26 protein-coding genes and 1 riboswitch are annotated in these 25,582 nt (G+C 68.2%); of the genes, 12 read left to right on the forward strand and 14 right to left on the reverse strand.

From position 1 onward, the window contains the following. Positions 1 to 79 (reverse strand): hypothetical protein (locus F6Q13_RS05070; RefSeq protein ID WP_293053345.1); only part of this gene is annotated, 79 nt, incomplete at its 3' end. Then, on the reverse strand, positions 79 to 660 hold the full coding sequence (locus F6Q13_RS05075; protein WP_293053148.1) for an IS607 family transposase: 582 nt from the start codon (positions 658 to 660) through the stop codon (positions 79 to 81). The genes F6Q13_RS05070 and F6Q13_RS05075, both read right to left, overlap by 1 nt. A gap of 225 nt (positions 661 to 885) precedes the next feature. Between F6Q13_RS05075 and F6Q13_RS05080 the strand changes: the two genes are divergently transcribed. From F6Q13_RS05080 to F6Q13_RS05085, 3 genes are all read left to right on the forward strand, one after another. Further along, a complete protein-coding gene (locus F6Q13_RS05080) occupies positions 886 to 1,557 on the forward strand; it encodes an SDR family oxidoreductase (RefSeq protein ID WP_293053151.1) in 672 nt (223 codons plus the stop codon). 210 nt (positions 1,558 to 1,767) lie between these two features. Continuing rightward, positions 1,768 to 2,007, forward strand: coding sequence for a hypothetical protein (locus tag F6Q13_RS20270; protein WP_367141107.1), 240 nt, complete (start codon positions 1,768 to 1,770; stop codon positions 2,005 to 2,007). A 266-nt stretch (positions 2,008 to 2,273) separates the two neighbouring features. Next, positions 2,274 to 3,665: an NAD(P)/FAD-dependent oxidoreductase gene (locus F6Q13_RS05085; protein ID WP_293053154.1), complete on the forward strand. Its 1,392-nt coding sequence runs from the start codon at positions 2,274 to 2,276 to the stop codon at positions 3,663 to 3,665. On the opposite strand, the gene F6Q13_RS05090 is transcribed toward F6Q13_RS05085, so the two are convergent. Then, entirely contained in the window at positions 3,662 to 4,090 is a 429-nt protein-coding gene (locus F6Q13_RS05090; RefSeq protein ID WP_293053157.1) for a PaaI family thioesterase, read from the reverse strand. The genes F6Q13_RS05085 and F6Q13_RS05090 overlap by 4 nt on opposite strands. Positions 4,091 to 4,201: 111 nt before the next feature. Here F6Q13_RS05090 and F6Q13_RS05095 point away from each other — a divergent pair, with 111 nt between their 5' ends. The 9 genes from F6Q13_RS05095 to F6Q13_RS05135 all read left to right on the forward strand — a co-directional run bounded on the left by F6Q13_RS05095 (position 4,202) and on the right by F6Q13_RS05135 (position 16,035). Continuing rightward, positions 4,202 to 4,618: a BlaI/MecI/CopY family transcriptional regulator gene (locus F6Q13_RS05095; protein WP_293053160.1), complete on the forward strand. Its 417-nt coding sequence runs from the start codon at positions 4,202 to 4,204 to the stop codon at positions 4,616 to 4,618. Between the two features lie 14 nt (positions 4,619 to 4,632). Then, entirely contained in the window at positions 4,633 to 5,589 is a 957-nt protein-coding gene (locus F6Q13_RS05100; protein ID WP_293053162.1) for a M56 family metallopeptidase, read from the forward strand. A 99-nt stretch (positions 5,590 to 5,688) separates the two neighbouring features. Further along, complete coding sequence (gndA, locus tag F6Q13_RS05105; RefSeq protein WP_293053165.1) at positions 5,689 to 7,149, forward strand: NADP-dependent phosphogluconate dehydrogenase; 1,461 nt, start codon at positions 5,689 to 5,691, stop codon at positions 7,147 to 7,149. 30 nt (positions 7,150 to 7,179) lie between these two features. Next, positions 7,180 to 8,616: a GuaB1 family IMP dehydrogenase-related protein gene (locus F6Q13_RS05110; RefSeq protein WP_293053167.1), complete on the forward strand. Its 1,437-nt coding sequence runs from the start codon at positions 7,180 to 7,182 to the stop codon at positions 8,614 to 8,616. A 20-nt stretch (positions 8,617 to 8,636) separates the two neighbouring features. Next, positions 8,637 to 9,992 (forward strand): hemolysin family protein, encoded by a 1,356-nt coding sequence (locus tag F6Q13_RS05115; RefSeq protein ID WP_293053170.1) that lies wholly within the window; start codon positions 8,637 to 8,639, stop codon positions 9,990 to 9,992. Next, on the forward strand, positions 9,992 to 11,038 hold the full coding sequence (locus tag F6Q13_RS05120; RefSeq protein WP_293053348.1) for a hemolysin family protein: 1,047 nt from the start codon (positions 9,992 to 9,994) through the stop codon (positions 11,036 to 11,038). The genes F6Q13_RS05115 and F6Q13_RS05120 overlap by 1 nt, the downstream gene beginning before the upstream one ends. Further along, a complete protein-coding gene (locus F6Q13_RS05125) occupies positions 11,031 to 11,909 on the forward strand; it encodes a 3-methyladenine DNA glycosylase (protein WP_293053173.1) in 879 nt (292 codons plus the stop codon). The genes F6Q13_RS05120 and F6Q13_RS05125 overlap by 8 nt, the downstream gene beginning before the upstream one ends. A 50-nt stretch (positions 11,910 to 11,959) precedes the next feature. Continuing rightward, a complete protein-coding gene (locus F6Q13_RS05130; RefSeq protein WP_293053176.1) occupies positions 11,960 to 14,173 on the forward strand; it encodes a malate synthase G in 2,214 nt (737 codons plus the stop codon). A 62-nt stretch (positions 14,174 to 14,235) separates the two neighbouring features. Next, complete coding sequence (locus F6Q13_RS05135) at positions 14,236 to 16,035, forward strand: hypothetical protein (protein WP_293053179.1); 1,800 nt, start codon at positions 14,236 to 14,238, stop codon at positions 16,033 to 16,035. A 16-nt stretch (positions 16,036 to 16,051) separates the two neighbouring features. On the opposite strand, the gene gcvP is transcribed toward F6Q13_RS05135, so the two are convergent. The 11 genes from gcvP to F6Q13_RS05190 all read right to left on the reverse strand — a co-directional run bounded on the left by gcvP (position 16,052) and on the right by F6Q13_RS05190 (position 25,556). Then, positions 16,052 to 18,898, reverse strand: a complete 2,847-nt coding sequence (gene gcvP / locus F6Q13_RS05140) for an aminomethyl-transferring glycine dehydrogenase (protein WP_293053182.1) — start codon at positions 18,896 to 18,898, stop codon at positions 16,052 to 16,054. A gap of 163 nt (positions 18,899 to 19,061) precedes the next feature. Next, positions 19,062 to 19,159, reverse strand: a riboswitch (glycine riboswitch). Positions 19,160 to 19,261: 102 nt separating this feature from the next. After that, positions 19,262 to 19,906, reverse strand: a complete 645-nt coding sequence (locus tag F6Q13_RS05145) for a MerR family transcriptional regulator (RefSeq protein ID WP_293053185.1) — start codon at positions 19,904 to 19,906, stop codon at positions 19,262 to 19,264. Between the two features lie 231 nt (positions 19,907 to 20,137). Beyond that, a complete protein-coding gene (locus tag F6Q13_RS05150) occupies positions 20,138 to 20,632 on the reverse strand; it encodes a bifunctional nuclease family protein (RefSeq protein ID WP_293053188.1) in 495 nt (164 codons plus the stop codon). A gap of 107 nt (positions 20,633 to 20,739) precedes the next feature. Beyond that, positions 20,740 to 21,483, reverse strand: a complete 744-nt coding sequence (locus tag F6Q13_RS05155) for a MerR family transcriptional regulator (protein WP_293053191.1) — start codon at positions 21,481 to 21,483, stop codon at positions 20,740 to 20,742. Further along, on the reverse strand, positions 21,483 to 21,950 hold the full coding sequence (garA, locus tag F6Q13_RS05160) for a glycogen accumulation regulator GarA (RefSeq protein WP_293053194.1): 468 nt from the start codon (positions 21,948 to 21,950) through the stop codon (positions 21,483 to 21,485). The genes F6Q13_RS05155 and garA overlap by 1 nt, the downstream gene beginning before the upstream one ends. A 201-nt stretch (positions 21,951 to 22,151) precedes the next feature. Further along, entirely contained in the window at positions 22,152 to 22,547 is a 396-nt protein-coding gene (gene gcvH, locus F6Q13_RS05165; protein ID WP_293053197.1) for a glycine cleavage system protein GcvH, read from the reverse strand. 50 nt (positions 22,548 to 22,597) lie between these two features. After that, positions 22,598 to 23,356 (reverse strand): DUF881 domain-containing protein, encoded by a 759-nt coding sequence (locus tag F6Q13_RS05170; RefSeq protein WP_293053351.1) that lies wholly within the window; start codon positions 23,354 to 23,356, stop codon positions 22,598 to 22,600. A 105-nt stretch (positions 23,357 to 23,461) separates the two neighbouring features. Then, positions 23,462 to 23,794, reverse strand: a complete 333-nt coding sequence (locus F6Q13_RS05175; protein WP_293053199.1) for a DUF1290 domain-containing protein — start codon at positions 23,792 to 23,794, stop codon at positions 23,462 to 23,464. 31 nt (positions 23,795 to 23,825) lie between these two features. Beyond that, positions 23,826 to 24,743: a DUF881 domain-containing protein gene (locus F6Q13_RS05180; RefSeq protein WP_293053201.1), complete on the reverse strand. Its 918-nt coding sequence runs from the start codon at positions 24,741 to 24,743 to the stop codon at positions 23,826 to 23,828. Next, positions 24,736 to 25,371, reverse strand: coding sequence for a CDP-alcohol phosphatidyltransferase family protein (locus F6Q13_RS05185; protein WP_293053203.1), 636 nt, complete (start codon positions 25,369 to 25,371; stop codon positions 24,736 to 24,738). Before F6Q13_RS05185 ends, F6Q13_RS05180 begins: the two co-directional genes overlap by 8 nt. A 38-nt stretch (positions 25,372 to 25,409) precedes the next feature. Further along, positions 25,410 to 25,556, reverse strand: coding sequence for a hypothetical protein (locus F6Q13_RS05190; RefSeq protein WP_293053205.1), 147 nt, complete (start codon positions 25,554 to 25,556; stop codon positions 25,410 to 25,412). Between the last annotated feature and the right edge of the window lie 26 nt (positions 25,557 to 25,582).

Genomic DNA, 25,582 nt, shown 5'->3' on the forward strand with positions numbered 1-25,582 from the left:
GGGCCTGGTCCTCTGTCGGGTCCAGCGTGAACCGAAACGCCTGCACACACCACCCGTCGGGCACCTCGAATCTGGCCATCAGGCCGCCTCCACGTCATCGGCTGCGGCAGCAGCCACGGCACGGCGAGCACGGTTGGCCGCCGCGCGTTTGCCATAGAGTCGGGCACACATCGAGGTCAGAATCTCTGTCATATCCCGCACCAGGTCATCGTCAACCTCGGCCGAGTCGACCACCAGCTCCCGGCCCTGGACGGCCAGTGCGGCTTCGCCGTACACCCAGCCGAACCGGCAGAACCGATCCCGATGCTCCATCACGATCCGCGTCACCGCCGGATCGCGTAACAGAGTAAGAAACTTGCGGCGATGCCCGTTAAGCGCAGAACCAACCCCGGTCACCACCTTGTCGACGGCGATCTGCTGGGTCGTGACCCACGCGGTCACCCGCGCCACCTGCCGATCCAGATCAGCTTTCTGATCTGCTGACGACACCCGCGCATACACCGCCGTCCGTCCACGCGGGGCCGTCTCGGCTACCGCATCGTTCACCAGGATTAGCCGACCCACTCGCTGCGCCGGGATAGGCAACAACCCGGCGCGAAACCAGCGATCCGCGCTCCCCCGCACCACACCGTTTCGCTCCGCCCACGTCGCCAGATTCATGCTTCTGTTCCTACAGCACACCACCGACAACTACCCACCACTCAACCCGCAACAGCTAGCAGCCCCAAGTGCCTCAACTGGCTACTGTCCAGTAACGTCGACTGGCGAGCGACGCAACCACGTGCTGAGATCCCAGGCGTCACGGGTGTGGCGTGCGACCATCGACGCAGTCGATGCCTGTTTCCAGTATCTGGTTCAGTGCCGAACAGGAGGGAGGTCACTGCGGTGGAGGTGCTAGTCACGGGGGGCGACACCGAGCTGGGCCGTGCCGTCGCTGCAGGATTTCGGGAGGACGGTCACATTGTGACTCTGGTGGGCGCACGCCGGGATGACCTCGAGGTGGCCGCCAAGGACCTCGACGTCGACGCGGTCGTCTGCGACAACACCGACCCGCAGAGCTTGGCCGACGTCACAGACCTGTTCCCGCATCACCTCGATGCGATCGTCAACGTGCCGGTGCTGCTCGAGGCCGCCGGCGACCCTCGCACCAGTACCCTCGCCGACCTGGCCGGCGCATGGCGTGCCACCCTGGACGCCACGGTGTTGTCGGCGGTGCTGACGGTGCAGGCCGTCGGGGACCACCTGCGGTCCGGCGGCTCGATCATCAGCGTGGTGCCGCAGTACCCGCGGCCGGGCAGCGTGGTCGCCGCGGCGAAAGCCGCGCTGGCGCAGTGGATCGCGGGCCAGGCGCGGGTGTTCGGCATCCGCGGTGTCACTATCAACGCGGTGGCCGTGGGACGTTCGGCGGAGCCGGGCTACGAGGGATTGACCAGCGTGCCGCCTCCGGTTTCGGCCGAAGTGGCCCGCATGTCGTTGTTCCTCACCACCGCTGCCGCTCGACACATCACCGGTCAGGTCTTGCACGTCAGCCACGGCGCGCCAACCCGGTTCGATTAAGAAGCCGGGCGGCGGTCGCCGGTAGAAGCGCTCTTCCCAACCGTCATCGCACCCGCTACTTCTGCCAGCCGCCGCTGCTGGGATCTCACCAGTGGGAACTCCCCTGCTGCCGCGAGCCCGGTGAATGCCTGTCTACCCCGCCAGGTCCACGGATGCACACGAGGCTATGACGCCGTCAAAAAGCTCAGCGGCCGCAGGCGGCACATCGTGGTGGACTCGATGGGGTTGCTGCTGGTCCTGGTCGTCACCGCAGCCTCGATGCAAGACCGAGACGGCGCGTTTCGGCTGCTGGCCGCGGTGCGGGAACGTTTCTCTGCTGGTCGATTGGGCCAAAACGGTCCTGACGCTTACCGTCCAAATCGACCAACGCCGCGACGACAACAGCGGCTTCACAGTGCTGCCACGCCGCTGGGTTGTGGTGCCCGCAGAACTGGTTTCACTGGGCGCTGAGGGTGCCGGCCGTCGGCGTGTCGCCGCCCGGAACGCACACTCGACGCTCGGTACGCACTCTCAAGACCCGGCCTACACTCCCGGTATCGTTCACGACCACGGCGGAGGTGCTGCGGCCGCTGCTTGCTACCTGGTCCGGCTGTGTGCTCTCGGCGTCGCTCCGAGTGATCGTGTGCGTGATCACAAGGATCGGCGTCGATGATGCCCGGTCGCGGCGACTACCGTGCGTGAGGAACGCAGTAGCCATCGAGGAGCAACCCAACCACATGAGTGCCCAACCCGAAGACACTGCAGCACCAGGACCGACGGGTCGCCATCGGGTCGTCGTGATCGGATCCGGATTCGGCGGCCTCAACGCGGTCAAGAAGCTCAAGCGGGCCGATGTCGACATCAAGCTGATCGCCCGCACCACCCATCACCTGTTCCAGCCGATGCTGTACCAGGTCGCGACCGGCATCGTCCCCGAGGGAGCCATCGCGCCCGCGACCCGCATCATCTTGCGCAAACAGCGCAACGTCCAGGTCTTGTTGGGTGACGTCACCTACATCGATCTGGCCGGGCGGTACGTCAAGTCGGAGCTGCTCGGTCACACCTACCAAACTCCCTACGACAGCTTGATCATCGCCGCAGGCGCCGGGCAGTCCTACTTCGGCAACGATCAATTCGCCGAGTTCGCGCCGGGGATGAAGTCCATCGACGACGCGCTGGAGCTGCGGGGCCGGATTCTGAGCGCCTTCGAGCAGGCCGAACGGTCCCGCGATCCCCATCGCCGGCAGAAGCTGCTGACCTTCACCGTTGTCGGTGCCGGTCCCACCGGTGTCGAGATGGCCGGGCAGATCGCCGAGCTGGCCGTGCACACGTTGAAGGGCGCGTTCCGGCAGATCGACCCGACTACGGCGCGCGTGCTCCTGCTCGACGCCGCCTCAGCGGTGCTGCCGTCGATGGGGGAAAAACTCGGCAAGAAAGCTCAGGCGCGACTGGAACAGCTGGGCGTAGAGATCCAACTCGGCGCGATGGTCACCGATGTCGACCGCGACGGCATCACGGTCAAAGACCGGGACGGCACCATCCGGCGTATCGAATCGGCGTGCAAGGTGTGGTCGGCGGGGGTGTCCGCGAGCCCGCTGGGCAGAGATCTGGCCCGCCAGTCGGGGGTCGAACTCGATCACGCGGGCCGGGTCAAGGTGCTTCCCGATCTGTCGATACCCGGCTATCCGAACGTGTTCGTGGTGGGCGACATGGCCGCCGTGGACGGCGTCCCGGGGGTGGCGCAGGGCGCGATCCAGGGCGGCAAGTATGCCGCCGGCACCATCAAGGCCGAAATCGAGGGCGCTGATCCGCGCGAGCGGGAGCCGTTCGAGTACTTCGACAAAGGGTCGATGGCCACGGTGTCGCGATTTTCCGCGGTGGCCAAGATCGGTCCGCTGGAGTTCAGTGGCGTGATCGCCTGGCTGGCGTGGTTGCTGCTGCACCTGGTGTATCTGATCGGTTTCAAGAACAAGATCACCACCGTGCTGTCCTGGACCGTGACGTTCCTGCGGGGTCAGCGCGGCCAGCTCACGATCACCGAGCAGCAGGCATTCGCCCGCACCCGGCTTGAGCAGTTGGCGGTGCTGGCGGCCGAGGCACGGCAGGACGGCGCCAAAGCGGCAAGTTAATCCCGCTTGGCCGGATCCTCCAGGTTCTGCAGCCGCACCTGACCGCGGGCCACCACCCGCTGGTCGTCGTCGGTGATGGTGACCAGCCACAGTTGCTGGCGCCGGCCGCGGTGCACCGGTTCGGCGACGCCGTAGACGGTGCCGCACCTGATCGCCCGCAAAAAGTCGGTGTTGTTGTTGACGCCGACGACGTTGCCGCCGCCATTGGCGGCCAGCCAGATATAGGCGGACGCGCTGGCCATGCTCTCGATCATTGAGCAATACACGCCGCCGTGCACGATCCCCTTGGGCTGCAACAGTTTCGGCTGAATGTCGAGCTGCGCGCGGGCCCCGTCGGGACCCAGCTCGGTGAACACCAGCCCGAGCTCGTTGTCGAACGGTGCTTCGAAATCCGATGGTAAGACCGAGCCTGGCGATGATTCCACGTCTTTGTGTCTACACCATCGGCGGGTTGATCCGGCGCACCGCCGGTCACCGTGGCCAGCTCCGGCACACGTCGGAGTAAGCTAGGGAAATTACGCAGGAGATGAGCGAAGATGGCTAAGCTGACGCGTCTGGGCGACCTCGAGCGCGCGGTGATGGATCATCTGTGGTCCGTGTCGCAACCGCAAACGGTTCGTCAGGTGCACGACGCCTTGGCGGCGCGGCGGGACCTGGCCTACACGACCGTGATGACCGTCCTGCAGAGGTTGGCCAAAAAGAACTTGGTGTCCCAGATCCGCGATGACCGGGCGCATCGTTATACCCCCGTGCACGGTCGCGACGAACTGGTCGCCAGGCTCATGGTCGATGCGCTTGACCAGGCAGCCGACACCGGCAGCCGCGAAGCGGCGCTGGTGCATTTCGTCGAACGCGTCGGCGCGGACGAGGCAGACGCACTGCGGCGGGCGCTGGCCGACTTGGAGTCCGGCGATCGCGGCCCGTCATCTGCTGGCGCGCGGGATCGGGTCTGAGGGACACTGTCGGCGTGTGTGCCCTGGCCTTCACCCTCGTAGCGATGTTGTTGGTCGGGCCGATACCGGCTCTGCTGGCGCGAGCAAGCTGGCCGCTGCGCGCGCCGCGCGCCGCCATGGTGCTCTGGCAAGCCGTCGCGCTGGCTGCGGTGCTGTCGGCCTTCAGCGCCGGGATCGCGATCGCCATCCGGCTGTTCGTGCCCGGCGCCGACGGCCGGCCCACCACCACGCTGGCCGCCGGCATCGAACGGTTCGGGTGGCCGCTGTGGGCGCTCGACGTCGGCGTACTGGCCCTTACCTTGCTGGTCGGCGCTCGGCTGGCGACGGCGGTGATCCGGGTCGCGGTCGCTACCCGCCGACGCCGGGCCCATCACCGCATGCTGGTGGACCTGCTCGGGGTCGCACCCGACTCGGTCCGGGCCGGGACCTGCGCCTGCACCCGGGAGCGCGATCTGCGCATCCTGGAGGTGGCGGAGCCACTGGCGTACTGCCTGCCCGGGGTCCGAAGCCGCGTCGTGGTCAGCGCGGGAGCGTTGGACTCGCTGAGCGAGACCGAGTTGGCCGCCATCCTCCGCCACGAGCGGGCGCACCTGCGCGCCCGGCACGACCTGGTGCTCGAGGCGTTCACTGCAGCGCATGCCGCCTTTCCCCGGTTTGTCCGCAGCGCAAACGCGCTGGACGCAGTCCAGCTGTTGGCCGAGCTGCTCGCCGACGATGCGGCGGTGCGCGCAGCCGGCCGCACTCCCCTGGCGCGGGCGTTGGTGACGTGCGCGTCGGGTCGAGCCCCGTCGGGCGCGCTGGCCGCCGGCGGCCCCAGCACCGTGTTGCGGGTGCGTCGGCTCGGCGGGCGGGGCAACAGCCGACTGGTGGCGGCCGCCGCCTATCTGGCCGCAGCCGCGGTGCTGGCGGTGCCCACCGTCGCACTGGCGGTGCCGTGGCTGACCGAACTGAACCGGCTGTTCAACAGCTGACCCGGTGCCGGTCAGCAGCGCAGCGTGTATGCCCGAAACGGGCTGTGTGACAGTGTTGGTGTCGACACGAGCGCGCAGAACCTGAGAGAGGCGAAATCTATGAACTCGTCGGAATCTAATGTTGCCGCCGGTGTGGCGCAGATCGGAGTCACCGGCCTGGCCGTGATGGGTTCCAACATTGCCCGCAACTTCGCCCGGCACGGCTATACCGTGGCGCTGCACAACCGAACGGTCGCCAAGACGGACGCTCTGCTGGCCCAACACGGCTCCGAGGGCAATTTCGTGCGCAGCGAAACCATCCCGGAGTTTCTGGCCGCGCTGGAGAAGCCGCGTCGCGTGCTGATCATGGTCCAGGCCGGCGATCCCACCGATGCCGTCATCAGCGAACTCGCCGACGCGATGGAACCCGGCGACATCATCATCGACGGCGGCAACGCCCTCTACACGGATACCATGCGCCGGGAGAAGGCTATGGCCCAACGCGGCCTGCACTTCGTCGGCACCGGCATCTCCGGCGGCGAAGAAGGGGCGCTTAACGGGCCGTCCATCATGCCGGGCGGACCGGCCGCGTCCTACCGGTGGGTGGGCCCGATGCTGGAAGAGATCTCCGCGCACGTCGACGGCGTGCCGTGTTGCACCCATATCGGCCCGGACGGATCCGGGCATTTCGTCAAGATGGTGCACAACGGTATCGAGTACTCGGATATGCAGCTCATCGGCGAGGCCTACCAGCTGTTGCGCGACGGATTGGGACTGGACGCGCCGCGGATCGCCGACGTCTTCGCCGAATGGAACACCGGCGACCTGGACAGCTACCTGATCGAGATCACCGCCGAGGTCCTGCGCCACGTGGACGCCGTGACGGGCAAACCGCTGGTCGACGTCATCCTCGATGAGGCCGAGCAGAAAGGCACCGGCCGCTGGACCGTCAAATCCGCGCTGGACCTCGGGGTGCCGGTTACCGGCATCGCCGAGGCGGTGTTCGCCCGCGCGTTATCCGGATCGGTGCGGCAGCGCAGAGCCGGCGCCGGGCTACCGCCGGGCCGGCTCGGTGAGCGCCCTGCCGATCCGGACACCTTCACCGAGGACATCCGCCGGGCGCTGTACGCCTCCAAGATCGTCGCGTATGCGCAGGGCTTCAACCAGATTCAGGCCGGCAGCGCCGAGTACGGCTGGAACATCAAGCCCGCAGACCTGGCGACGATCTGGCGGGGTGGCTGCATCATCCGGGCGAAGTTCCTCAACCGGATCAAGGAAGCATTTGACGCCGAACCGGGCCTGGCCAGCCTGCTGGCCGCACCGTATTTCCGTGCTGCCGTGGAATCCTCGATCGACAGCTGGCGACGGGTGGTGTCCGCCGCGGCCCGGCTGGGCATCCCCAGTCCCGGGTTCGCCTCCGCGCTCGCCTACTACGACGCGCTACGCACCCAACGGCTGCCCGCGGCGGCGCTGACCCAGGCCCAGCGGGACTTCTTCGGCGCGCACACCTACGGCCGGATCGACCGGCCGGGCAAGTTCCACACCCGGTGGGGTGGCGACCGCACCGAAGTTCCTGCCTAGGAGTCCCGGTTCGGGGATGTTGCGATACCGATGAGGTTTCTAGACGGGCACCGGCCCGGGTACGACCTGACCTACGACGACGTGTTCATCGTGCCGAACCGCTCGGACGTGGCCTCCCGCTTCGACGTCGACCTGTGCACCCGAGACGGCTCCGGCACCACCATTCCGGTGGTGGTGGCCAACATGACCGCGGTTGCCGGGCGCCGGATGGCCGAGACGGTGGCACGCCGGGGCGGGCTCGTGGTGCTGCCTCAGGACCTTCCGATCGCCGCAGTGCAACAAACGGTCGACTTCGTCAAAAGCCGCGACCTGGTCGCCGACACCCCGGTGATGTTGTCCCCCGACGATTCGGTATCGGATGCGTTGGCGCTGATCCACAAGCGGGCTCACGGCGCGGCGGTGCTGGTCGCCGAAGGCCGCCCGATCGGCCTGGTCACCGAAGCACGTTGCGCCGGAGTGGATCGGTTCACCCGGGTGCGCGATGTCGCGATCACCGACTTCGCCAGCGCACCGACGGGAACCGACCCCCGCACCGTGTTCGATTTGCTGGAAAACACCCCCGTCGACGTCGCTGTGCTCACCAATGCCGACGGCACCCTGGCCGGAGTGCTGACCCGTACCGGGGCGATCCGCGCCGGCATCTACACACCGGCGGTCGACTCAGCGGGGCGACTGCGGATCGGTGCTGCGATCGGGATCACCGGTGACGTAGCCGGCAAGGCGCAGGCGGTGGTCGGGGCCGGGGCCGACGTCCTGGTGATCGACACTGCGCACGGGCATCAGGTCAAAGCGCTGGAGGCTATCGAGGCGGTGTCGTCGCTGGGTCTGGGTGTACCGCTGGTGGCCGGCAATGTGGTGTCGGCCGCAGGTGCCAGGGACCTTCTGCGCGCAGGCGCGACCATCGTCAAGGTCGGGGTGGGTCCCGGCGCGATGTGCACCACCCGGATGATGACCGGTGTGGGGCGCCCGCAATTCTCTGCAGTGCTCGAATGTGCGCAGGCGGCCAGCGAACTCGGCGGACACGTGTGGGCGGACGGCGGGGTGCGCCATCCCCGCGATGTGGCACTGGCGCTGGCGGCCGGGGCATCCAATGTGATGATCGGTTCATGGTTCGCCGGCACCTACGAGTCGCCCGGTGACCTCATGCGTGACCGCGACGACCGGCCCTACAAGGAAAGCTACGGGATGGCGTCCAAGCGGGCGGTAGTCGCCCGCACCGCGAGCGACGGCGCTTATGAGCGCGCCCGCAAGGCGTTGTTCGAGGAGGGGATCTCCACCGCGCGCATGGGGCTGGACCCCGACCGCGGCGGGGTCGAGGACCTGATCGACCACATCACCTCCGGGGTGCGCAGCACCTGCACCTACGTCGGCGCCTCGACCCTGGCGGAGTTGCATGAGCGGGCGGTGGTCGGTGTGCAGTCCGCAGCGGGATTCGCCGAAGGCCATCCGCTGCCGTTCGGGTGGTGACTACGGTTACTGCAGCCCCGATGAATCTTGCGACCACACTGCTCAGCCTGCTGGCCATCGTGGTGCTCACCGCGGGCACCGCGGTGTTCGTCGCCGCCGAGTTCTCCTTGACCACCCTCGAGCGCAGCAGTGTGGAAGCCAACGCCCGCGCCGGCTTCCGCCGTGACCGCTACATCCGGCGCGCCCAACACACTCTGTCGTTTCAGCTGTCGGGTGCCCAACTGGGGATCTCGATCACCACGTTGGTTATCGGCTATCTCACTGAACCGTTGGTCGCCGAGCTGCCCTACCCGGGGATGGATGCGCTGGGCGTCCCCGGGCGTATCGCCGACGGTGTCGTCGCGTTCCTGGCCGTGGCGGTGGTCACCTCGCTGTCGATGGTGTTCGGCGAGCTGGTCCCCAAATATCTTGCGGTGGCCCGCCCGCTGGCCACCGCACGGGCCGTCGCCGGGGTGCAGTTGTTGTTCGCGCTGGTGATGACGCCGGTGATCAAGCTGACCAACGGCGCGGCGAACTGGATTTTGCGTCGACTGGGAATCGAGCCGGCCCAGGAGCTGCGGTCGGCGCGCTCGCCGGCCGAGCTCGTGTCGCTGGTGCGCACCTCGGCGCGCAGCGGTGCACTGGACCCGACCACTGCCGCTCTGGTGCACCGCTCCTTGCAATTCGGCACGCTGACGGCCGCAGAGCTGATGACTCCGCGATCGAAAATCGTTGCGCTGCAGAGCGACGACACCGTCGCCGACCTGGTCGCGACGGCCGGCGCCACCGGGTTTTCCCGGTTCCCGATCGTTGACGGCGACCTCGATCAGACGGTGGGCATCGTGCACGTCAAGCGGGTCTTCACGGTGCCGCCCGGCGAGCGGGAACGCACCCGGCTGCGCACGGTCGCGCAACCGGTCGCGGTGGTGCCGTCCACCTTGGACGGCGACGCCGTGATGGCCCGGATCCGCGCCAGCGAGCTGCAGACCGCGCTGGTCGTCGACGAATACGGCGGTACCGCCGGCATCGTCACTGTCGAGGACCTGATCGAAGAGCTCGTCGGCGACGTCCGCGACGAACACGACGACGCCACGCCGCACGTCGTGGCCGCCGGCACCGGGTGGCGGGTATCGGGACTGTTGCGGATCGACGAAGTGGCCGCCGCAACCGGTTATCGTGCCCCTCAGGGCCACTACGAGACGATCGGCGGGCTGGTGCTGCACGAGCTCGGCCACATTCCGGTGGCGGGCGAGGCCGTGGAACTGGCCGCGTTTGAGCCCGACGAACGGCCGGGCACCGCAGCGCGGTGGCGGGCCAAGGTGGTGCGGATGGACGGCCGGCGCATCGACCTGCTTGAGCTGACCAGGCTGCCGACCGGGCCCGGCGGGCCCCGATGATGGCCGACACGCTGGCGGTGCTGGCCACCCTGGTGCTGGTGGCCGCCAATGCGTTCTTCGTCAGTGCCGAGTTCGCGCTGATCTCGGTGCGCCGTGACCGGCTCGAGGCGCTGGCCCAGCAGGGCCGATCACGCGCGGTGGTCGTGATCCGGGCGGGTGAGCAGCTGCCGTTGATGTTCGCCGGCGCGCAGCTCGGCGTCACCGTGTCGTCGATCCTGCTCGGGCGGGTCGGCCAGCCCGCGGTCGCCGATCTGCTGCGGCCGCTGGCCGACCTGGCCGGTGTGCACCGTGCGCTGCTGCACACGGTGTCGTTCCTGGGCGCACTGGCGGTCGTGGTGACCCTGCACATGCTGCTCGGCGAGATGGTGCCGAAGAACATCGCGATCGCCGGCCCGGAGACGGCCGCGATGCTGCTGATACCGCCTTACCTGAGGTATGTGCGGGCCGCGCGCCCGTTTATCGTGTTGTACAACTGGTGTGCCACCGGGTTACTGCGGCTGTTCGGGGTGCCGCTGCGCGACGAGCTCGACGTCACCGTCTCGACCGTCGAGCTGTCCGAGATGATCGCCGAATCGCTGTCGGAAGGTCTGCTGGACCCCGAGGAACACACCCGGCTCACCCGGGCGCTGCAGATCCGCACCCGGGTGGTGGCCGACGTCGCCGTGCCGATCGGCCACATCCGCACGGTGCCGGTGACGGCGGCGGGCGCGGGCCCGACGGTCGCCGCGGTCGAGCAGGCGCTCGCCGACACCGGGTACTCCCGGTTTCCGGTCACCGACGCCGACGGGCGGTTCGTCGGTTACCTGCACATCAAGGATCTGCTGTCGCTGGGCCCGCAAGCCGTGATCGACCCGGCGGCCGTGCGCCCACTGCCGGAGGTTCCCGAGTCGATGCCGTCCGTGGAGGCGCTGTCTCGGCTGCGCCGCAGCAAGAGTCACCTGGCCCTGGTGACTTCCGAGAACGGCCGGGTGGTGGGAATGGTGGCGCTGGAGGATCTGCTGCAAGACCTCATCGGCACCGCCGGCGATCGGACACACCGTGGCTGAGCAGGCGACGCCGACGGTCCTCGACGAACCCGCCTGGTTGGGGCGCGCGCTGGCGCATCAGCGGCGCATCGAGACGTTTCTGCGTGATCACCGCGCCGACCGGCCGCATCCGGTGTGGGACTTCCTGTTCAGCTACTACAGCGCGCGCCCGGGACAGCTGCGCTGCTGGCATCCCGGGTTCGGTGTGGTGCTGACCGGCGGCGCCGCGGTCCGCCGGTATCGCGGTCGGCGTGGTTACACGGTCAGCGGCGACGGTGTCACCGTCAGCAGTGCCTACCTGCGCAGCCGGCGGGACACCGTGCTGTTCGTCGCCCGGCTGCTGCGCTCGACCGCCGCCCGGCCGGCCCGACTGAACTGCTTCGGATTGCACGAGTGGGCGATGGTCTACCGCAGCGGCGCCCTGCGCCACGACCGCGTGCCGCTGCGGCTGGGCGCGGCCGGTACCGACGCCGTCGTCGACGCCGAGACCCTGCGGTGCACCCACTTCGACGCGTTCCGCTTCTTCAGCGATCCCGCACGGCAGCGGAACTCCACGCAGCTCAGCCGTGCCACGCAGGTCGCCAGCGAGCAGCCAGGCTGCCTGCACGCCAACATGGACCTCTACAAGTGGTGCTACAAGCTGAGCCCGCTGATCGCCTCCGAGCTGCTGCTCGACTGTCTGGAATTGGCCGCAGCGGCCCGCGAAATCGACATGCGGGCCAGCCCGTATGATCTCAGCGACTACGGATACTCGCCCATCGCTGTGGAGAACAGCGCGGGACGTGCCGAGTATGTGCGTTGCCAGAGTGCGATCGGGCAGCGCGCAGCGCCGCTGAGGGCGGCGCTGCTGGACCGCTGTGACCTGCTGTTGCGGCTTGCCGATTGCGGGTAGTCGCCCTATCGGCCGGTAAGCTGAGTTCATTGCCCAACCAGGGAGGTAGGATGACGGACCGCGTGTCGGTGGGGAACCTGCGCGTCGCCGCTGTGCTGTATGACTTCATCAACAGCGAGGCGCTGCCCGGCACCGATATCGACCCGGACAGCTTCTGGGCCGGTTTCGACAAGATCGTCGCCGACCTGACTCCGCGGAACCAGGATTTGCTCGCCCGGCGCGACGAGCTGCAGGCCCAGATCGACAAATGGCATCGCCACCGCGTGATCGAACCCCACGATCCCGAGGCTTACCGTCGGTTCCTCACCGACATCGGTTACCTACTGCCCGAACCCGGCGACTTCACCATCACCACCTCAAATGTCGATCCGGAGATCACCACGACGGCCGGCCCGCAGCTGGTGGTCCCGGTCACCAACGCCAGGTTCGCGCTCAACGCCGCCAACGCCCGCTGGGGCTCGTTCTACGACGCGCTGTACGGCACCGACGTGATCCCCGAAAGCGACGGCGCCGAGAGAGGCGCCGGCTACAACCCGGTGCGCGGCGAGAAGGTGATCGCCTACGTCCGCAAATTCCTCGACGAGGCGGTGCCGCTGTCGTCGGGCTCCTACGCCGACGTCACCGGCTTCACCGTCGACGACGGCCAGTTGTTGGTCACCGTGCGGGGCGACGACCTGGCGCGCGGACTGGCCAACCCCGGCCAGTTCGCCGGCTACACCGGCGCGCCCGAGTCGCCGACGTCGGTGCTGTTGAGCAACCATGGACTGCACATCGAAATCCTGATCGACCCGGAGTCGCCGGTCGGCAAGACCGACCCGGCCGGCATCAAGGACGTGGTGCTCGAGTCGGCGGTGACCACGATCATCGACTTCGAGGACTCGGTGGCCGCCGTCGACGCCGAGGACAAAGTACTCGGCTACCGCAACTGGCTGGGTTTGAACAAGGGCGATCTGGCAGCCGAGGTGGACAAGGGCGGCGCCACGTTCACCCGAACCCTCAACCGCGACCGCCACTACACCGCGCCCGACGGGGGCGAGCTCGTCATGCCCGGTCGCAGCCTGATGTTCGTCCGCAATGTCGGTCATCTGATGACCAACGACGCGATCGTGCGGAGCGATGGCGACGCAGCAGAGGCGGTGTTCGAGGGCATCATGGATGCGCTGATCACCGGCTTGTGCGCGATTCACGGGCTGAAAACCGGGGACGCCAACGGGCCGCTGATAAACAGCCGCACCGGCTCCATCTACATCGTCAAGCCCAAGATGCACGGGCCGGAGGAGGTCGCGTTCACCTGCGAGCTGTTCAGCCGGGTCGAAGATGTGCTCGGACTGCCGCAGACCACCCTCAAGGTCGGCGTGATGGACGAGGAACGTCGCACCACCGTCAACCTGAAGGCCTGCATCAAGGCGGCCGCCGACCGGATCGTGTTCATCAACACCGGTTTTCTGGACCGGACCGGCGACGAGATCCACACCTCGATGGAGGCCGGCCCGATGGTCCGCAAGGGCGCCATGAAGACCCAGCCGTGGATCCTGGCTTACGAGGACCACAACGTCGACACCGGGCTGGCCGCCGGATTCGCCGGCCGCGCCCAGATCGGCAAGGGCATGTGGACGATGACCGATCTGATGGCTGAGATGGTTGAACAGAAAATCGCCCAGCCGCGTGCCGGCGCCAGCACCGCCTGGGTGCCCTCGCCCACAGCGGCAACCCTGCACGCCATGCACTACCACCAGGTCGACGTGATGGCGGTGCAGAAGAAGCTTGCGGGCAACCAGCGCACCACGATCGACCAGCTGTTGAGCATTCCGCTGGCCACCCGGGAACTGGCCTGGGCGCCCGAGGAGATCCGCGAGGAGATCGACAACAACTGCCAATCCATCCTCGGATATGTGGTGCGCTGGATCGATCAGGGCGTCGGCTGCTCGAAGGTGCCCGACATCCACAACGTCGCGTTGATGGAAGACCGGGCGACCCTGCGGATCAGCAGCCAGTTGCTGGCCAACTGGTTGCGGCACGGCGTGATCACCGCCGACGACGTGCGGGCCGGTCTGCAGCGCATGGCACCGATCGTCGACCAGCAAAACGCCGGGGATCCGGCGTACCGGCCGATGGCGCCCCACTTCGACGACAGCATCGCATTCCTGGCCGCGCAGGAGCTGATCCTGTCCGGTGGGCAACAGCCGAACGGCTACACGGAGCCGATCCTGCACCGGCGCCGCCGCGAGTTCAAAGCCCGGGAATCGGACGCGGCCGACGACTAGGCGAGGTGCGGTGGGCAGGAAACACCCGATGGCCCGGATAACCCGCTGGGGGACGCACCGGAATGGGTAAGCACAGCATTCCAGAGCCCGACAAGTTCGCCGGGGACGCGGGATACGGCGACGACGCTGCCCGGTGGCGCGGTGGTCACCGCGGCGACGGCGGACGGCGCGGCGTCAGCGTCGGCGTGATCGCGGCCCTGGTCGGGGTCGTCGTGGTGGTGTCCACAGTGATTCTGTGGCGGTTCTTCGGTGACGCGTTGTCCCACCGCTTCCGGACCGCTGCCGGGCGTTGCGTCGGTGACACCGAAACGGTCGCCGTTGTCGCCGACCCGTCCATCGCCGAGCCGGTGCGACGCTTCGCCGAACGCTACAACGCATCGGCGGCCCCGGTCGGCGACCGGTGCGTGGCGGTCAGCGTCACCGCAGCGGACTCCGACGCCGTCGTCAGCGGTCTCCTCGCAGAATGGCCGACCGACCTGGGTGCGCGACCGGCGCTGTGGATCCCGGCCAGTTCGGTGTCGGAGGCGCGGCTGTCAGCCGCGGCCGGGCGGGCGATGATCAGCGACAGCCGCTCGCTGGTCATCTCGCCGGTGGTGTTGGCGGTGCGTCCCGAGCTCCAGCACGCCCTGGCCGGCCAGACGTGGGCGACGCTGCCCGGGCTGCAAAGCACACCTGACGGGTTGGCCGGTGTGGGGCTGCCGGCCTGGGGTTCGCTGCGACTGGCCCTGCCGCTGCAACACAACAGCGACGCCGCGCTGTTGATGGCCGAGGCGGTGGCGGCCGCCTCGGCGCCGCCCGGCGCACCGCCGACAGCGGGGGTCGGCGCGGTACGCACCCTGGTCGATAACCGGCCACAGCTGGCCGGCGACTCGCTGGACGAGGCAATGCGGGTGCTGCTGCAACCCGGCGATGCGGCGGGAATCCCGGTACACGCCGTCGTCACCACCGAACAGCAGCTGTTCCGGCGCGGCCAGTCCCCCGATGTCGCCGCCGCGCTGCGTTCCTGGTTGCCGCCCGGGCCGGCCGCGGTCGCGGACTACCCGACGGTGCTGCTGGGCGGGTCGTGGTTGTCCCCGGAGCAGGTGACGGCGGCCAGCGCATTCTCCCGGTACATCCACCGGCGCGACCAACTCGCCGACCTGGCCAAGGAGGGTTTCCGGGCCCCGGGCGTCAACCCGCCGAGCAGCAAGGTCACCTCTTTCCCGGCGCTGCCGTCGACGCTGTCGGTCGGCGACGAGGCGATGCGCGCCACTCTGGCGGCCACCTTGACCACGCCGTCACACGGCCCGGCCGCCATCATCATGCTGGACCAGTCGCTGACCACCGACGAGGGCGGCAAAACCCGCTTGGCCAATGTGGTTGCCGCGCTTGAGGACCGCATCCGGGCGTTGCCGCCCAGTTCGGTGATCGGGCTGTGGACATTCGACGGCAAAGAGGGCCGCTCCGAGGTGCCGCCCGGACCGCTGGATGATTCGGTCGACGGCACGCCCCGGTCGGCGGCGCTGATCGCGGCGCTGGACCGGCAGTATTCCTCGGCGGGCGGCGCGGTGTCGTTCACCACGCTGCGGCTGGTGTACCAGGCGGCGCTGGCCGATTTCCGGCCCGACCGACCGAATTCGGTGCTGGTGATCACCGCCGGGCCGCATACCGATCACACCCTCGACGGCCCCGGACTGCAGGACTATATCCGGGGGGCCGTCGATCCCGCCAAGCCGGTGGCGGTCAACGTCCTCGATTTCGGTGCCGACCCCGACCGGGCAACCTGGGAAGCCGTCGCCCAACTGTCCGGCGGGCGCTACCAGAACCTGGCCACGTCAGCCTCGCCCGCGCTGGCGACCGCGGTGACCACGTTTTTGAGCTGATCGGACGTCGCCGGGATCACGCATAGGCCTGCACCGGCGGGCAGGAACAGACCAGATGACGGTCGCCGTAGGCGTTGTCGACGCGGCGCACCGGCGGCCAGACCTTGGGCCGGAAGTCGCGACCGAGTGGGTAGGCGGCCTGTTCGCGGGTGTAGGGATGTTCCCATTTGTCGACCAGCAGGGACGCCGCGGTGTGCGGGGCGCCGCGCAGCGGGTTGTCGTCAACGGGCCAACGCCCGGCGGCCACGTTGTCGATCTCGGCGCGGATCGCGATCATCGCTTGGCAGAAAGCCTCCAGTTCGGCCAGGCTTTCACTCTCGGTAGGCTCCACCATCAGCGTGCCCGCTACCGGAAAGCTCATCGTCGGCGCGTGAAAACCGTAGTCTGCCAGGCGTTTTGCGACATCTTCGACGGTCACTCCACTCGCCTTGGTCAGCGGCCGCAGATCCAGGATGCATTCGTGGGCGACCATGCCGTTGGCGCCGGTGTAGAGCACCGGGAAGTACTCGTCGAGCCGCCGGGCCAGGTAATTGGCCGCCGCGATCGCGGTCAGCGACGCCGACCGCAACCCGTGGGCGCCCATCATCCGGATGTAGGCCCAGCTGATCGGCAGGATCGACGCCGACCCGTAGGGCGCCGATGCCACCGGCGGGGCCGACGGCAGTTCCGGCGCGTACGGGTGCCCCGGCAGAAACGGGGCCAGATGCGCGCGAGCCACCACCGGCCCGACCCCCGGGCCGCCGCCACCGTGCGGGATGCAAAACGTCTTGTGCAGGTTCAGGTGAGAGATGTCACCGCCGAACTTGCCGGGCCGGGCCAGGCCGATCAGCGCGTTGAGATTGGCCCCGTCGACATACACCTGCCCGCCGGCATCGTGCACCGCCGCGCAGATCTCGGCGATATCGTGCTCGTACACCCCATGGGTGGACGGGTAGGTGACCATCAGGGTCGACAGCCGGTCGGCATGTGCGGCGAGCTTGCCGCGCAGGTCGTCGAGGTCGACATTGCCTTCTTGGCCGGGATCGTCCCGGCAGCTCACCACGACCACCCGCATCCCGGCCAGCGCCGCCGACGCGGCGTTGGTGCCGTGCGCGCTGGAAGGGATCAGGCAGACGTCGCGGTGCGGTTCGCCCCGACTGGCGTGATAGGCGCGAATCGCCGACAGGCCCGCGTATTCACCTTGCGAGCCCGCGTTGGGCTGCAGCGACACCGCGTCGTAGCCGCTGAGCTCAGCCAGCCAAGTGCCCAGCTGGTCCATCAGCAGGCGCAGCCCCGGGGTGTCGGCGGCCGGGGCGAACGGATGCAGACGGGCGAACTCCGGCCAGGTGATCGGTTCCATCTCGGTGGCGGCGTTGAGCTTCATGGTGCACGACCCGAGCGGAATCATGCTGCGGTCCAACGCCACGTCCTTGTCCGCCAACTCCCGGAGATACCGCATCATCGCGGTCTCGCTGCGGTACCGGGTGAACGCCGGATGGGTCAGAAAGCCCGAGGTGCGGGTCGCGATATCGGTGTAGCCGGGCTCGGCGGCGTGGACTCCGAAAGCGTCGAGCACCGCGGCCACGTGCTCGTCGGTGGTGGTCTCGTCGCACGACACCGACACGTGGTCAGCGTCCACCCGCCACAGGTTGATGCCGCGGGCCTTCGCCGCTGCAATGACGGAATCGGCGCGGCCCGGCACCCGCGCCAGCACGGTGTCGAAGAAGGTGTCGTGCACCAGCGCGTCGCCCAGGGCGGCGGCGATCCGCTCGGCGTGGCCGTGCACCCGGCGCGCGATGCCGACCAGTCCGGCGGCGCCGTGGTAGCTGGCGTACATCGCCGCCATCACCGCGAGCAGCACCTGCGCGGTGCAGATGTTGCTGGTTGCCTTGTCGCGGCGGATGTGCTGCTCGCGGGTCTGCAACGCCAACCGGTAGGCCGGAGTGCCGTCGCTGTCGACGGACACTCCGACCAGCCGGCCCGGCAGCTGCCGCGCGTACTGGGCGCGTGCCGCCAGATATCCTGCGTGCGGGCCGCCGAAACCCATCGGGACGCCGAAACGTTGGGTCGTGCCGAACCCGACGTCGGCACCGATCTCTCCGGGCGGTGTGATCAGGGTCAGCGCCAGCAGATCCGCACCGACGGCGACCAGCGCCCCGCGGTCATGGGCCTGGTCCACCAACCTGGTCCAATCGGTGATCCGGCCGCTGGCACCGGGCAGCTGGGTGATGACGCCGAAGAATTCGCCGTCGGGAAGCCCGTCGCGCAGGTCGGCGGTGACGATCTCGATGCCCAGCGGCGCGGCCCGGGCAGCCAGCACGGCGGACGTCTGGCCGAACAGATCGACGTCGACGGCCAGCCGGCTGGTGGTGCTGCTGCGCGCCGCGCGGTGCATCAGCGTCATCGCCTCGGCGGCCGCGGTGCCCTCGTCGAGCATCGAGGCGTTGGCGATGTCCAGCCCGGTGAGGTCGGTGATCATCGTCTGGAAGTTCAGCAGCGCTTCCAGGCGGCCCTGGCTGATCTCCGGCTGATACGGCGTGTAGGCGGTGTACCAGGCCGGATTCTGCATGATGTTGCGCCGCAGCACCGGCGGAGTGAAAGTGTCGTAGTAGCCCTGGCCGATCATCGACACCGCGACCGTGTTGGCGTCTGCCATCGCCCGCAGCTCGGCCAGCGCCTGGGCCTCGCTGACCGGCGGGGGCAGCCGGTCCAGGCCGGCAGCGGCACCGGAGTCGGTCAACGCGTCGAGGATGCCGGCGGGCAGCGCCTTGGCCGCGAGGTCGTCGAGCGAATCGACGCCGATGACGGCGAGCATGGTCGCGATCGCGTCGGCGTCGAACCCGATGTGGCGATCGGCGAAACGCGGTTGGGTGGGGTCGGACACGGCGGGCTCCTGATGCGGGCGCAGGACCAATAATGTAGGTCCTCTCCCTCTGTCACCACCCGCACCCGGGCGCCTGAGAGTTTCAGCGGCCCGTGCGCCGGGCGCCTTTCCCCGTCGGCGGACGACCGGCCGGTAGCGCCGACGCCACTTTCCAGAGGCATCGTTATCTGGTGCGGTCCGGGTGCCTGAGAGGTTGACGGAGAGGTGTTGCTCCTTCGGCGCCCGCGGCTGGCCGCCGCGGAACTCTCCCGCACGAGAGCGATGCAGTACCGAGTCTACCCAGCCGCCGCCAGTCTGCGCGTGGGCCACCGCCACGCCGCGGTATGCGGGCGACTACGCACGTGCGCAACCGTGGGCGGCGGGTCAGCCGATCTTGAGGTCGCGGTGTTTGCGTCGCGAGGCCAGCTCGTCCTCCGGGGCCGCGATCGATTCCCCGCCGTCGGCCCGCTCGCCGGGGAAATCAGCGATGACGCCGGTCAGCTCACGCATTGCTCCGGACACGGCGATGCCGAACACGCCTTGGCCTCCTTGTAGCAGGTCGACCACCTCTTCGGCGGAGGTGCACTCGTACACCGTGGTGCCGTCGGAGAACAACGTGATGTTGGCCAGATCCTGCACGCCGCGCCGACGCAGGTGCTCGACGGCGACCCGGATGTTGTGCAGCGAGATGCCGGTGTCCAAAAGCCGCTTGACGATCTTGAGGACCAAGATGTCCTTGAACGAGTACAGCCGCTGGCTGCCGGATCCGGCCGCACTGCGGATCGACGGCACCACCAGCGATGTGCGCGCCCAGTAGTCGAGCTGCCGGTAGGTGATGCCGGCGATCTGACACGCGCTCGGGCCGCGGTAGCCGACCAGCTCGTCGGGCACCGAGTCGTCCGGGAACAGGCCGCCCTGCACCGGCTCGCCCAAGGCCCCGGCGAGGGGATCAGGACTGGTGGCGGCACCATCTTCGATGGCGGGACCGGAGTCGAGCTCCAACTGGTCCTGACGCGGTGGATCGCCCACGGGTGCTTCCTCTCGCCGATCGCGCTCGTTGTGTGACTGCCTGGCAGCCGCGTTTGCTCAAGGCCGAGTGCTTGTGAGCATACGCTTTTCGACACGCTGTCGTGCTGGTAGAACTAATCGGGTCGCGATCAAAGTATGGCTGCCGCTGCGATCACTCCACGCTTTCCGGTGGGCGTGTCGAGGGGAAAGCAGCAGATGAGACGCATCCGTGATCTCCCCGTGGGCGGGGCGTCAGGTCGCCTTGAAGTCGTCGGGCGACACGCTGTCCAAGAACTCCTTGAACTTCTCCACCTCGTCTTCGCGGGCCGCGCCGGCGGATTCCTCGTCGTTTTCGTCGGGAATCAGCAGACCGGCCTCGGCCAGCACGGCCTCCTCCACGTAGATCGGCACACCGACTCGCAGCGCGATGGCCACCGAATCCGACGGGCGGGCCGACACCGTGATATTGCGGTCGAAGATCAGGTCGGCATAAAAGGTGCCTTCCTGAAGGTCGACGATCCGCACCTCTTTGAGCGAATGGCCAAGCGCGGCAATCAGATCCCTGATCAGGTCGTGCGTCAGGGGCCGCGGCGGCTCGACGCCCTGCTGCTCCAGGGCGATCGCGGCCGCCTCGGACTGGCCGATCCAGATCGGCAGATACCGATCACCGTTGGCCTCGCGCAGCAAAAGCACCGGTTGGTTCTGGGGCTGCTCGACGCGGATGCCGACGACGCGAACTTCACCCATCTGTTACTGCCCTCCGCACATGGTGCTGTGTGAACCTGCGGCTTGCCCCGGCGGATGGTGCAAACACCAATCCGCCGAACACAAGCTGTCGTTCGCAGTCTAGTCCTTTAGCGGTGCAAAGCGTCGTGCACTGCGGACTTGATCAACGAGGTGTGCAGTGTGATCGCCAACGCGGCGACCTCCCGCGCCAGGTCGTCGGCGCGGTCGCGCGCGCCGGCTTTACCGCCTTTGACGACGGGCCCGGCTATCTGCGCGATCAGGTCGCATTGCCGATCGGCTGCCGAGCGGAACGCCCGCAGGTGGCGCGGTTCGACACCGTAGCGGGACAGTGCCCGCGCGCATTGCAGGATGACCACTGCGTGTTCGTCGAAAAACCCACCTGGCCCGGGGGTGATCACCCCGGCCTTGAGCAGTCCCCTCAGCAGCTCCTCGTCGACCCCGGACCGCTCCAGCAGATCCTCTCGGCTCAACCGGGCGCGGTGGAGTCCCGCCGCTGTCGGATCCGAGCCGACGCCGGCCTGCGCACCGCCGGCCACGGAGACCAATCTCGGCACGGCCCAGGGCGATCCGGACAACGGCAGTTCACCGTCGGGCTGGGCATCCAGTTGCGCCTTGATCACTTTCAGCGGCAGGTAGTGATCGCGCTGCGCGGTCAGGATGAAGCGCAGCCGGGCGCAGTCGTAGGCGGTGAACCTCCGATACCCGGATGCGGCGCGTTGCGGCGTGACCAGGCCTTCGGCCTCCAGGAATCGAATTTTGGAGATGGTGACGTCCGGGAACTCGTCCCGGAGCTGCTCGAGGACTGCTCCGATCGACATCCCGGTCGGCCCGGGCGTCTCGGGTGCGGTCACTAGCTTTCCGGCCTCCCTCCGTCACCGGGCTTGGGGCCGGTCAAAAACACCAGGCGGAACTTGCCGATCTGGACTTCGTCGCCGTTGGCCAGCACCGCGGAATCGACCGGCTCGCGGTTGACGTACGTGCCGTTGAGGCTGCCCACGTCGACGACGTGGAATTCGTCGCCCTCCAATCGGAACTCGGCGTGCCGACGGCTCACCGTGACGTCGTCGAGGAAAATGTCGCTGTCGGGATGTCGGCCGGCCGAGGTGATGGGCTGATCGAGCAGGAAGCGGGAGCCGGCGTTGGGACCGCGCTTGACGACCAGTAAGGCCGATCCGGCCGGCAGTCCCTCGACACCGGAAACGGCGCTTTCACCGCCCGCTTGCGCGGGTGCTTCCAATTCGTTGAGGAAATCGGCGCGGAATACCGAGGTGGTCTCCACGGTGACTTCGTCGGAGGTCTGGTCGTCGTTTTCCGTCACCCGCTGCTCCTTACTGGCCGCTGTGGCGTTATCTGTTGAGGGATCTGTGTAGGGTCTGTCCAGGCCTGCTCGGTCGGCTCCTCGCCGGGTCCGTGCCGGCTCGATCGTCGACGTGTCGACCGTACCGCGCCCAGGTTCCCCATGGGTCCCCCACCGCCGGATCGGCGGCCGCCATCTGATTGCCCGGCTCGGCCACCGTGTTCATTCGGTCAGGGTGCCGCGGTAGGCCTGGGAATCGAGCAGTGCCGCCAAGCCTGCTGCCAGGGTGTCCGGGTCGGCCCGGATGTCCAGTAGCCAGCCGGCCCCGTAGGGGTCGGTGTTCACCAGTTGTGGACTGGCCTCCAGGTCGGTGTTGACCGCAGCCACCTCCCCCGAGATCGGGGCGTACAGGTCCGACACCGATTTGGTCGACTCCACCTCGCCGAAGGCATCGCCGGCGCTCAGCCGGGTACCCGGGTCGGGCAATTGCACAAAGACGACGTCGCCGAGCGCCGCCTGCGCGAAGTCGGTGATCCCCACCCGAACGGTGTCGTCGGCGCTACGGCGGACCCACTCGTGTTCAGCGGTGTAAAGCAGGTCGGAGGGGATTTCGCTCACGGTGTTCCTGTTCTTTCTCGGTATTCGCTTAAGGCACTCACCTGCGGCACTTACTTGACGGGGTGAGCGTATTGGCCCGGTTTCGGTTGTCGCAAGGCGGTGATGTCCACCCGATCGTGTTGCTGGATGGTGACGGTGCCGCCGACACGTTTGACACTGTCGACGGCGCCACCGGGAATGTTCATCGCGGCGGCTAGTGTGGGCGGATCACCGATCGCGATAACCGAATACGGCGGCGAAAGAGTTTTCCCGTCGATGGTCAGCGCACCCGGAGCGCCGAGCACCCAGGTGTCCACGCCGACCCGTACCGCTTGCCGGTCGTCGCGGATCTCGATGGCCTCGGCGCCCGCGGCCCGCAACTCGTTGATCACGTCGAGCAGTGCCTCGGGGCCCACGCCCGGACCCGAGTCGCCGATAGTGACGGTGACGCCGGGGCCGGTGGCACCGACAGTGCCGACCAGGATGGACAGCGCCGCGAGCCTGGCCTGCGCGTTCTGGATGGCGGCCTGGTCGTTGCTGCCGGAGACCTGCAACGACGTCAGGGTGCGCTGCAGTTCGGCCACCTCGGTGTTGAGGGCCGCCTCTCGTTGCCGCAGCGAATCCAGCAGGACCAGCAGGTCGGCGGGCCGGGCCGTGTCCAGCGCGTCGCCGGATTCGTTCTGGCGCACCTGGGTGACGATCGCCACACCCAGCAACACGCAGAGCAGGATCGCCAGCAGGCCGAACATCCTGCGGCCCCGTCGCAGCAGACCGGCCAGCCCACGCGGCTGCAGCTCGCCGATGTCGGGGGGGCGCAGATGCGGCGGCAGCTCATGCCGACCCTGCCGCGCGGTGTCGTGGGCGCGGTGCCCGATGTCGTCGTTCACGTCATTCCTTCACCGGTCCGGCTCCTCACCACCAATCAGGCTCACCGGTCAGGCTCCAAAAAGCCGCCGCCGCAGCGCCGCAGCATTGCCGAAGATACGAATACCCAGCACCACGATGATCGCCGTCGACAACTGCGTGCCGACACCGAGTTGATCACCGACATAGACGATCAGCGCGGCGACCAAGACGTTGAACACGAACGACACCACGAAGACCTTCGGGTCGAAGATCCGTTCCAGGTAGGCGCGCAACCCCCCGAACACCGAATCCAGCGCGGCGACCACAGCGATGGGCAGGTAGGGCTGGATAGCCTCGGGCACGCCGGGATGAAACACCAGTCCCAGAATTATGCCGACAACCAGGGCCGCAACGCCGATCATCGGCGCCGGTCTTTCGCTGCGTGGATTGTCGTCACGGGGATCTTATCTCCTTGGCGAATGTGACCTCTCGGATCGTTCCGGCGGGCAGCGTGAGCCCGTCGCGGCTCGTTACGCTGACGCCGATACCGTAGGACGTCTGCAGCAACCGCAGCCGGCGCAAGCCGGGGCTGCGATCGAACACATCCCCCATCGCGCCCGCCGGTCCGACCGCAAGGATCGTGTAGGGGCTGCTGACCGGAGTATTGTCCACCAGAATCGCCCCGCCCGCCTGCCGGATGGTGACGGTCGGGCCGATCCGGACCCCGCCCACCGATATCGCCTCGGCGCCGCCGGCCCACAACGAGTTCACGACGAGTTGCAGGTCACGGTCGAGAATGATCTGCCGGCTGCCCGCCACCCGTTGCTTGGACACGTCGGAGAGGTTGGGGCCCACCCCCGGGTCGGTCACCACCACAACCAGGCCCGGGCCGGCAACCGGGCTGCTGGCTGCGGCCAGACCGAGGGCGTCCAGGCCCGCGAGTAGCCGCCGGCCCGCGGCGTCGTCGGCGAGCACGCGCCGCTGAACCTGGTCGACTTGCCCCGCCAGCGTGTTACGACGTGACGCCAACTGCGCGGTGGACGCCTCGGCGGCGCGCACGCTGCGCAGCAGCGTCTGGCGGGCGGCGGTCACACCGGGCGCGACCAGACGGGCCTGGGCAACCGCGGCAGCGAACACCAGGGCCACCAGTCCCGCGGCCACCGCCTGCCACACCCAGTTGGCAACCCGGGTCCACCCGGTAGGCTGATCCCGGCCGCGATGACGCGCGGCGGCCGCCGCGTAGCCGGGGTCGAGATGCTCCGCGAGCAGGGAACGCAGCAGCGACGGCACCGCAATGACCTGGGGCCCGCCCGCCTCGTGCTGGTTGCGGCCGGCCTCCGGGTCGTAGCCGCCCAGCGCCTGGTCAGGCATTATCTGTTCCCCGGCCTGTTCGTCCCGGCGGGTCGGCGCTGCGGGTGCCGACCGGGGGCATGCGGCGTAACACCGCTGCCAGCTGAACCGCGTACAGCACGAACGCCCACAGGTACATATAGAGGCCCCAGAGCAAAAACGCCCAACCGCAGTCCAGCACCACCCGACTCCACAACGCGTGCCCCTGACCCAACAACATCAGCGGAAACGCCGCCATCAGAGCGAACGTCGCGGCCTTGCCGACATAAGTCACCGGCAGCGCCGCCAATCCGCGACTGCGCAGCACCGGCAGCATGGCGGCCAACAACACATCCCGGACCAACAGCGTAGCGACAATCCACCACGGCACGATGTCCCGCAGCCCGAAAGCGACGGGCACGGTGACCATGTAGAGACGATCGACCGCCGGATCGAGTAACGCGCCGAGCCTTGACGCCTGGTTCCACAGCCGCGCGATCTTGCCGTCCGCCCAATCGGACCCGCCGCTGAACAGCAGAATCGCCACCGCCCATGCATCGGCGCGGGCAACCAGCAGCAGATAGACGAACACCGGGATCAGCACCAGGCGGATCCCGCTCAACACGTTGGGCGCTGTCAACACCCGGTCGTGTGCCGGCGCCGGGTTCATCAGGGGCGACATTACCGCTGTACCTGTCGACGGCAGGATCAGCCCGGGAAACCCGACAACGTCAGGTCAACGAAAGTGAAACCGTTGCGAAAAATCTGGCCGAGTGTCGCAACGGTTTCACTTTCGGTTCGGCCAGGCGGTGCGACAAGCGCGGATCCCACCCGTGGGTTGTCGATGTCGTCCACCGCTACTCCACGACGCTCTCACCGGA

It is taken from the genome of Mycobacterium sp. (assembly GCF_008709575.1).
GTDB lineage: Bacteria > Actinomycetota > Actinomycetes > Mycobacteriales > Mycobacteriaceae > Mycobacterium.

What these genes read in the sequence shown, in the direction of transcription:
- F6Q13_RS05135 (WP_293053179.1), top strand. Translation starts at nt 14,236, where the DNA reads ATGGGTAAGCACAGCATTCCAGAGCCCGACAAGTTCGCCGGGGACGCG.
- F6Q13_RS05075 (WP_293053148.1), bottom strand. Translation starts at nt 660, where the DNA reads ATGAATCTGGCGACGTGGGCGGAGCGAAACGGTGTGGTGCGGGGGAGC.
- F6Q13_RS05150 (WP_293053188.1), bottom strand. Translation starts at nt 20,632, where the DNA reads ATGGGTGAAGTTCGCGTCGTCGGCATCCGCGTCGAGCAGCCCCAGAAC.
- F6Q13_RS05115 (WP_293053170.1), top strand. Translation starts at nt 8,637, where the DNA reads ATGAATCTTGCGACCACACTGCTCAGCCTGCTGGCCATCGTGGTGCTC.
- F6Q13_RS05180 (WP_293053201.1), bottom strand. Translation starts at nt 24,743, where the DNA reads ATGCCTGACCAGGCGCTGGGCGGCTACGACCCGGAGGCCGGCCGCAAC.
- F6Q13_RS05085 (WP_293053154.1), top strand. Translation starts at nt 2,274, where the DNA reads ATGAGTGCCCAACCCGAAGACACTGCAGCACCAGGACCGACGGGTCGC.
- F6Q13_RS05110 (WP_293053167.1), top strand. Translation starts at nt 7,180, where the DNA reads ATGAGGTTTCTAGACGGGCACCGGCCCGGGTACGACCTGACCTACGAC.
- F6Q13_RS05120 (WP_293053348.1), top strand. Translation starts at nt 9,992, where the DNA reads ATGGCCGACACGCTGGCGGTGCTGGCCACCCTGGTGCTGGTGGCCGCC.
- F6Q13_RS05175 (WP_293053199.1), bottom strand. Translation starts at nt 23,794, where the DNA reads ATGATCGGCGTTGCGGCCCTGGTTGTCGGCATAATTCTGGGACTGGTG.
- F6Q13_RS05095 (WP_293053160.1), top strand. Translation starts at nt 4,202, where the DNA reads ATGGCTAAGCTGACGCGTCTGGGCGACCTCGAGCGCGCGGTGATGGAT.
- gndA (WP_293053165.1), top strand. Translation starts at nt 5,689, where the DNA reads ATGAACTCGTCGGAATCTAATGTTGCCGCCGGTGTGGCGCAGATCGGA.
- F6Q13_RS05185 (WP_293053203.1), bottom strand. Translation starts at nt 25,371, where the DNA reads ATGAACCCGGCGCCGGCACACGACCGGGTGTTGACAGCGCCCAACGTG.
- F6Q13_RS05130 (WP_293053176.1), top strand. Translation starts at nt 11,960, where the DNA reads ATGACGGACCGCGTGTCGGTGGGGAACCTGCGCGTCGCCGCTGTGCTG.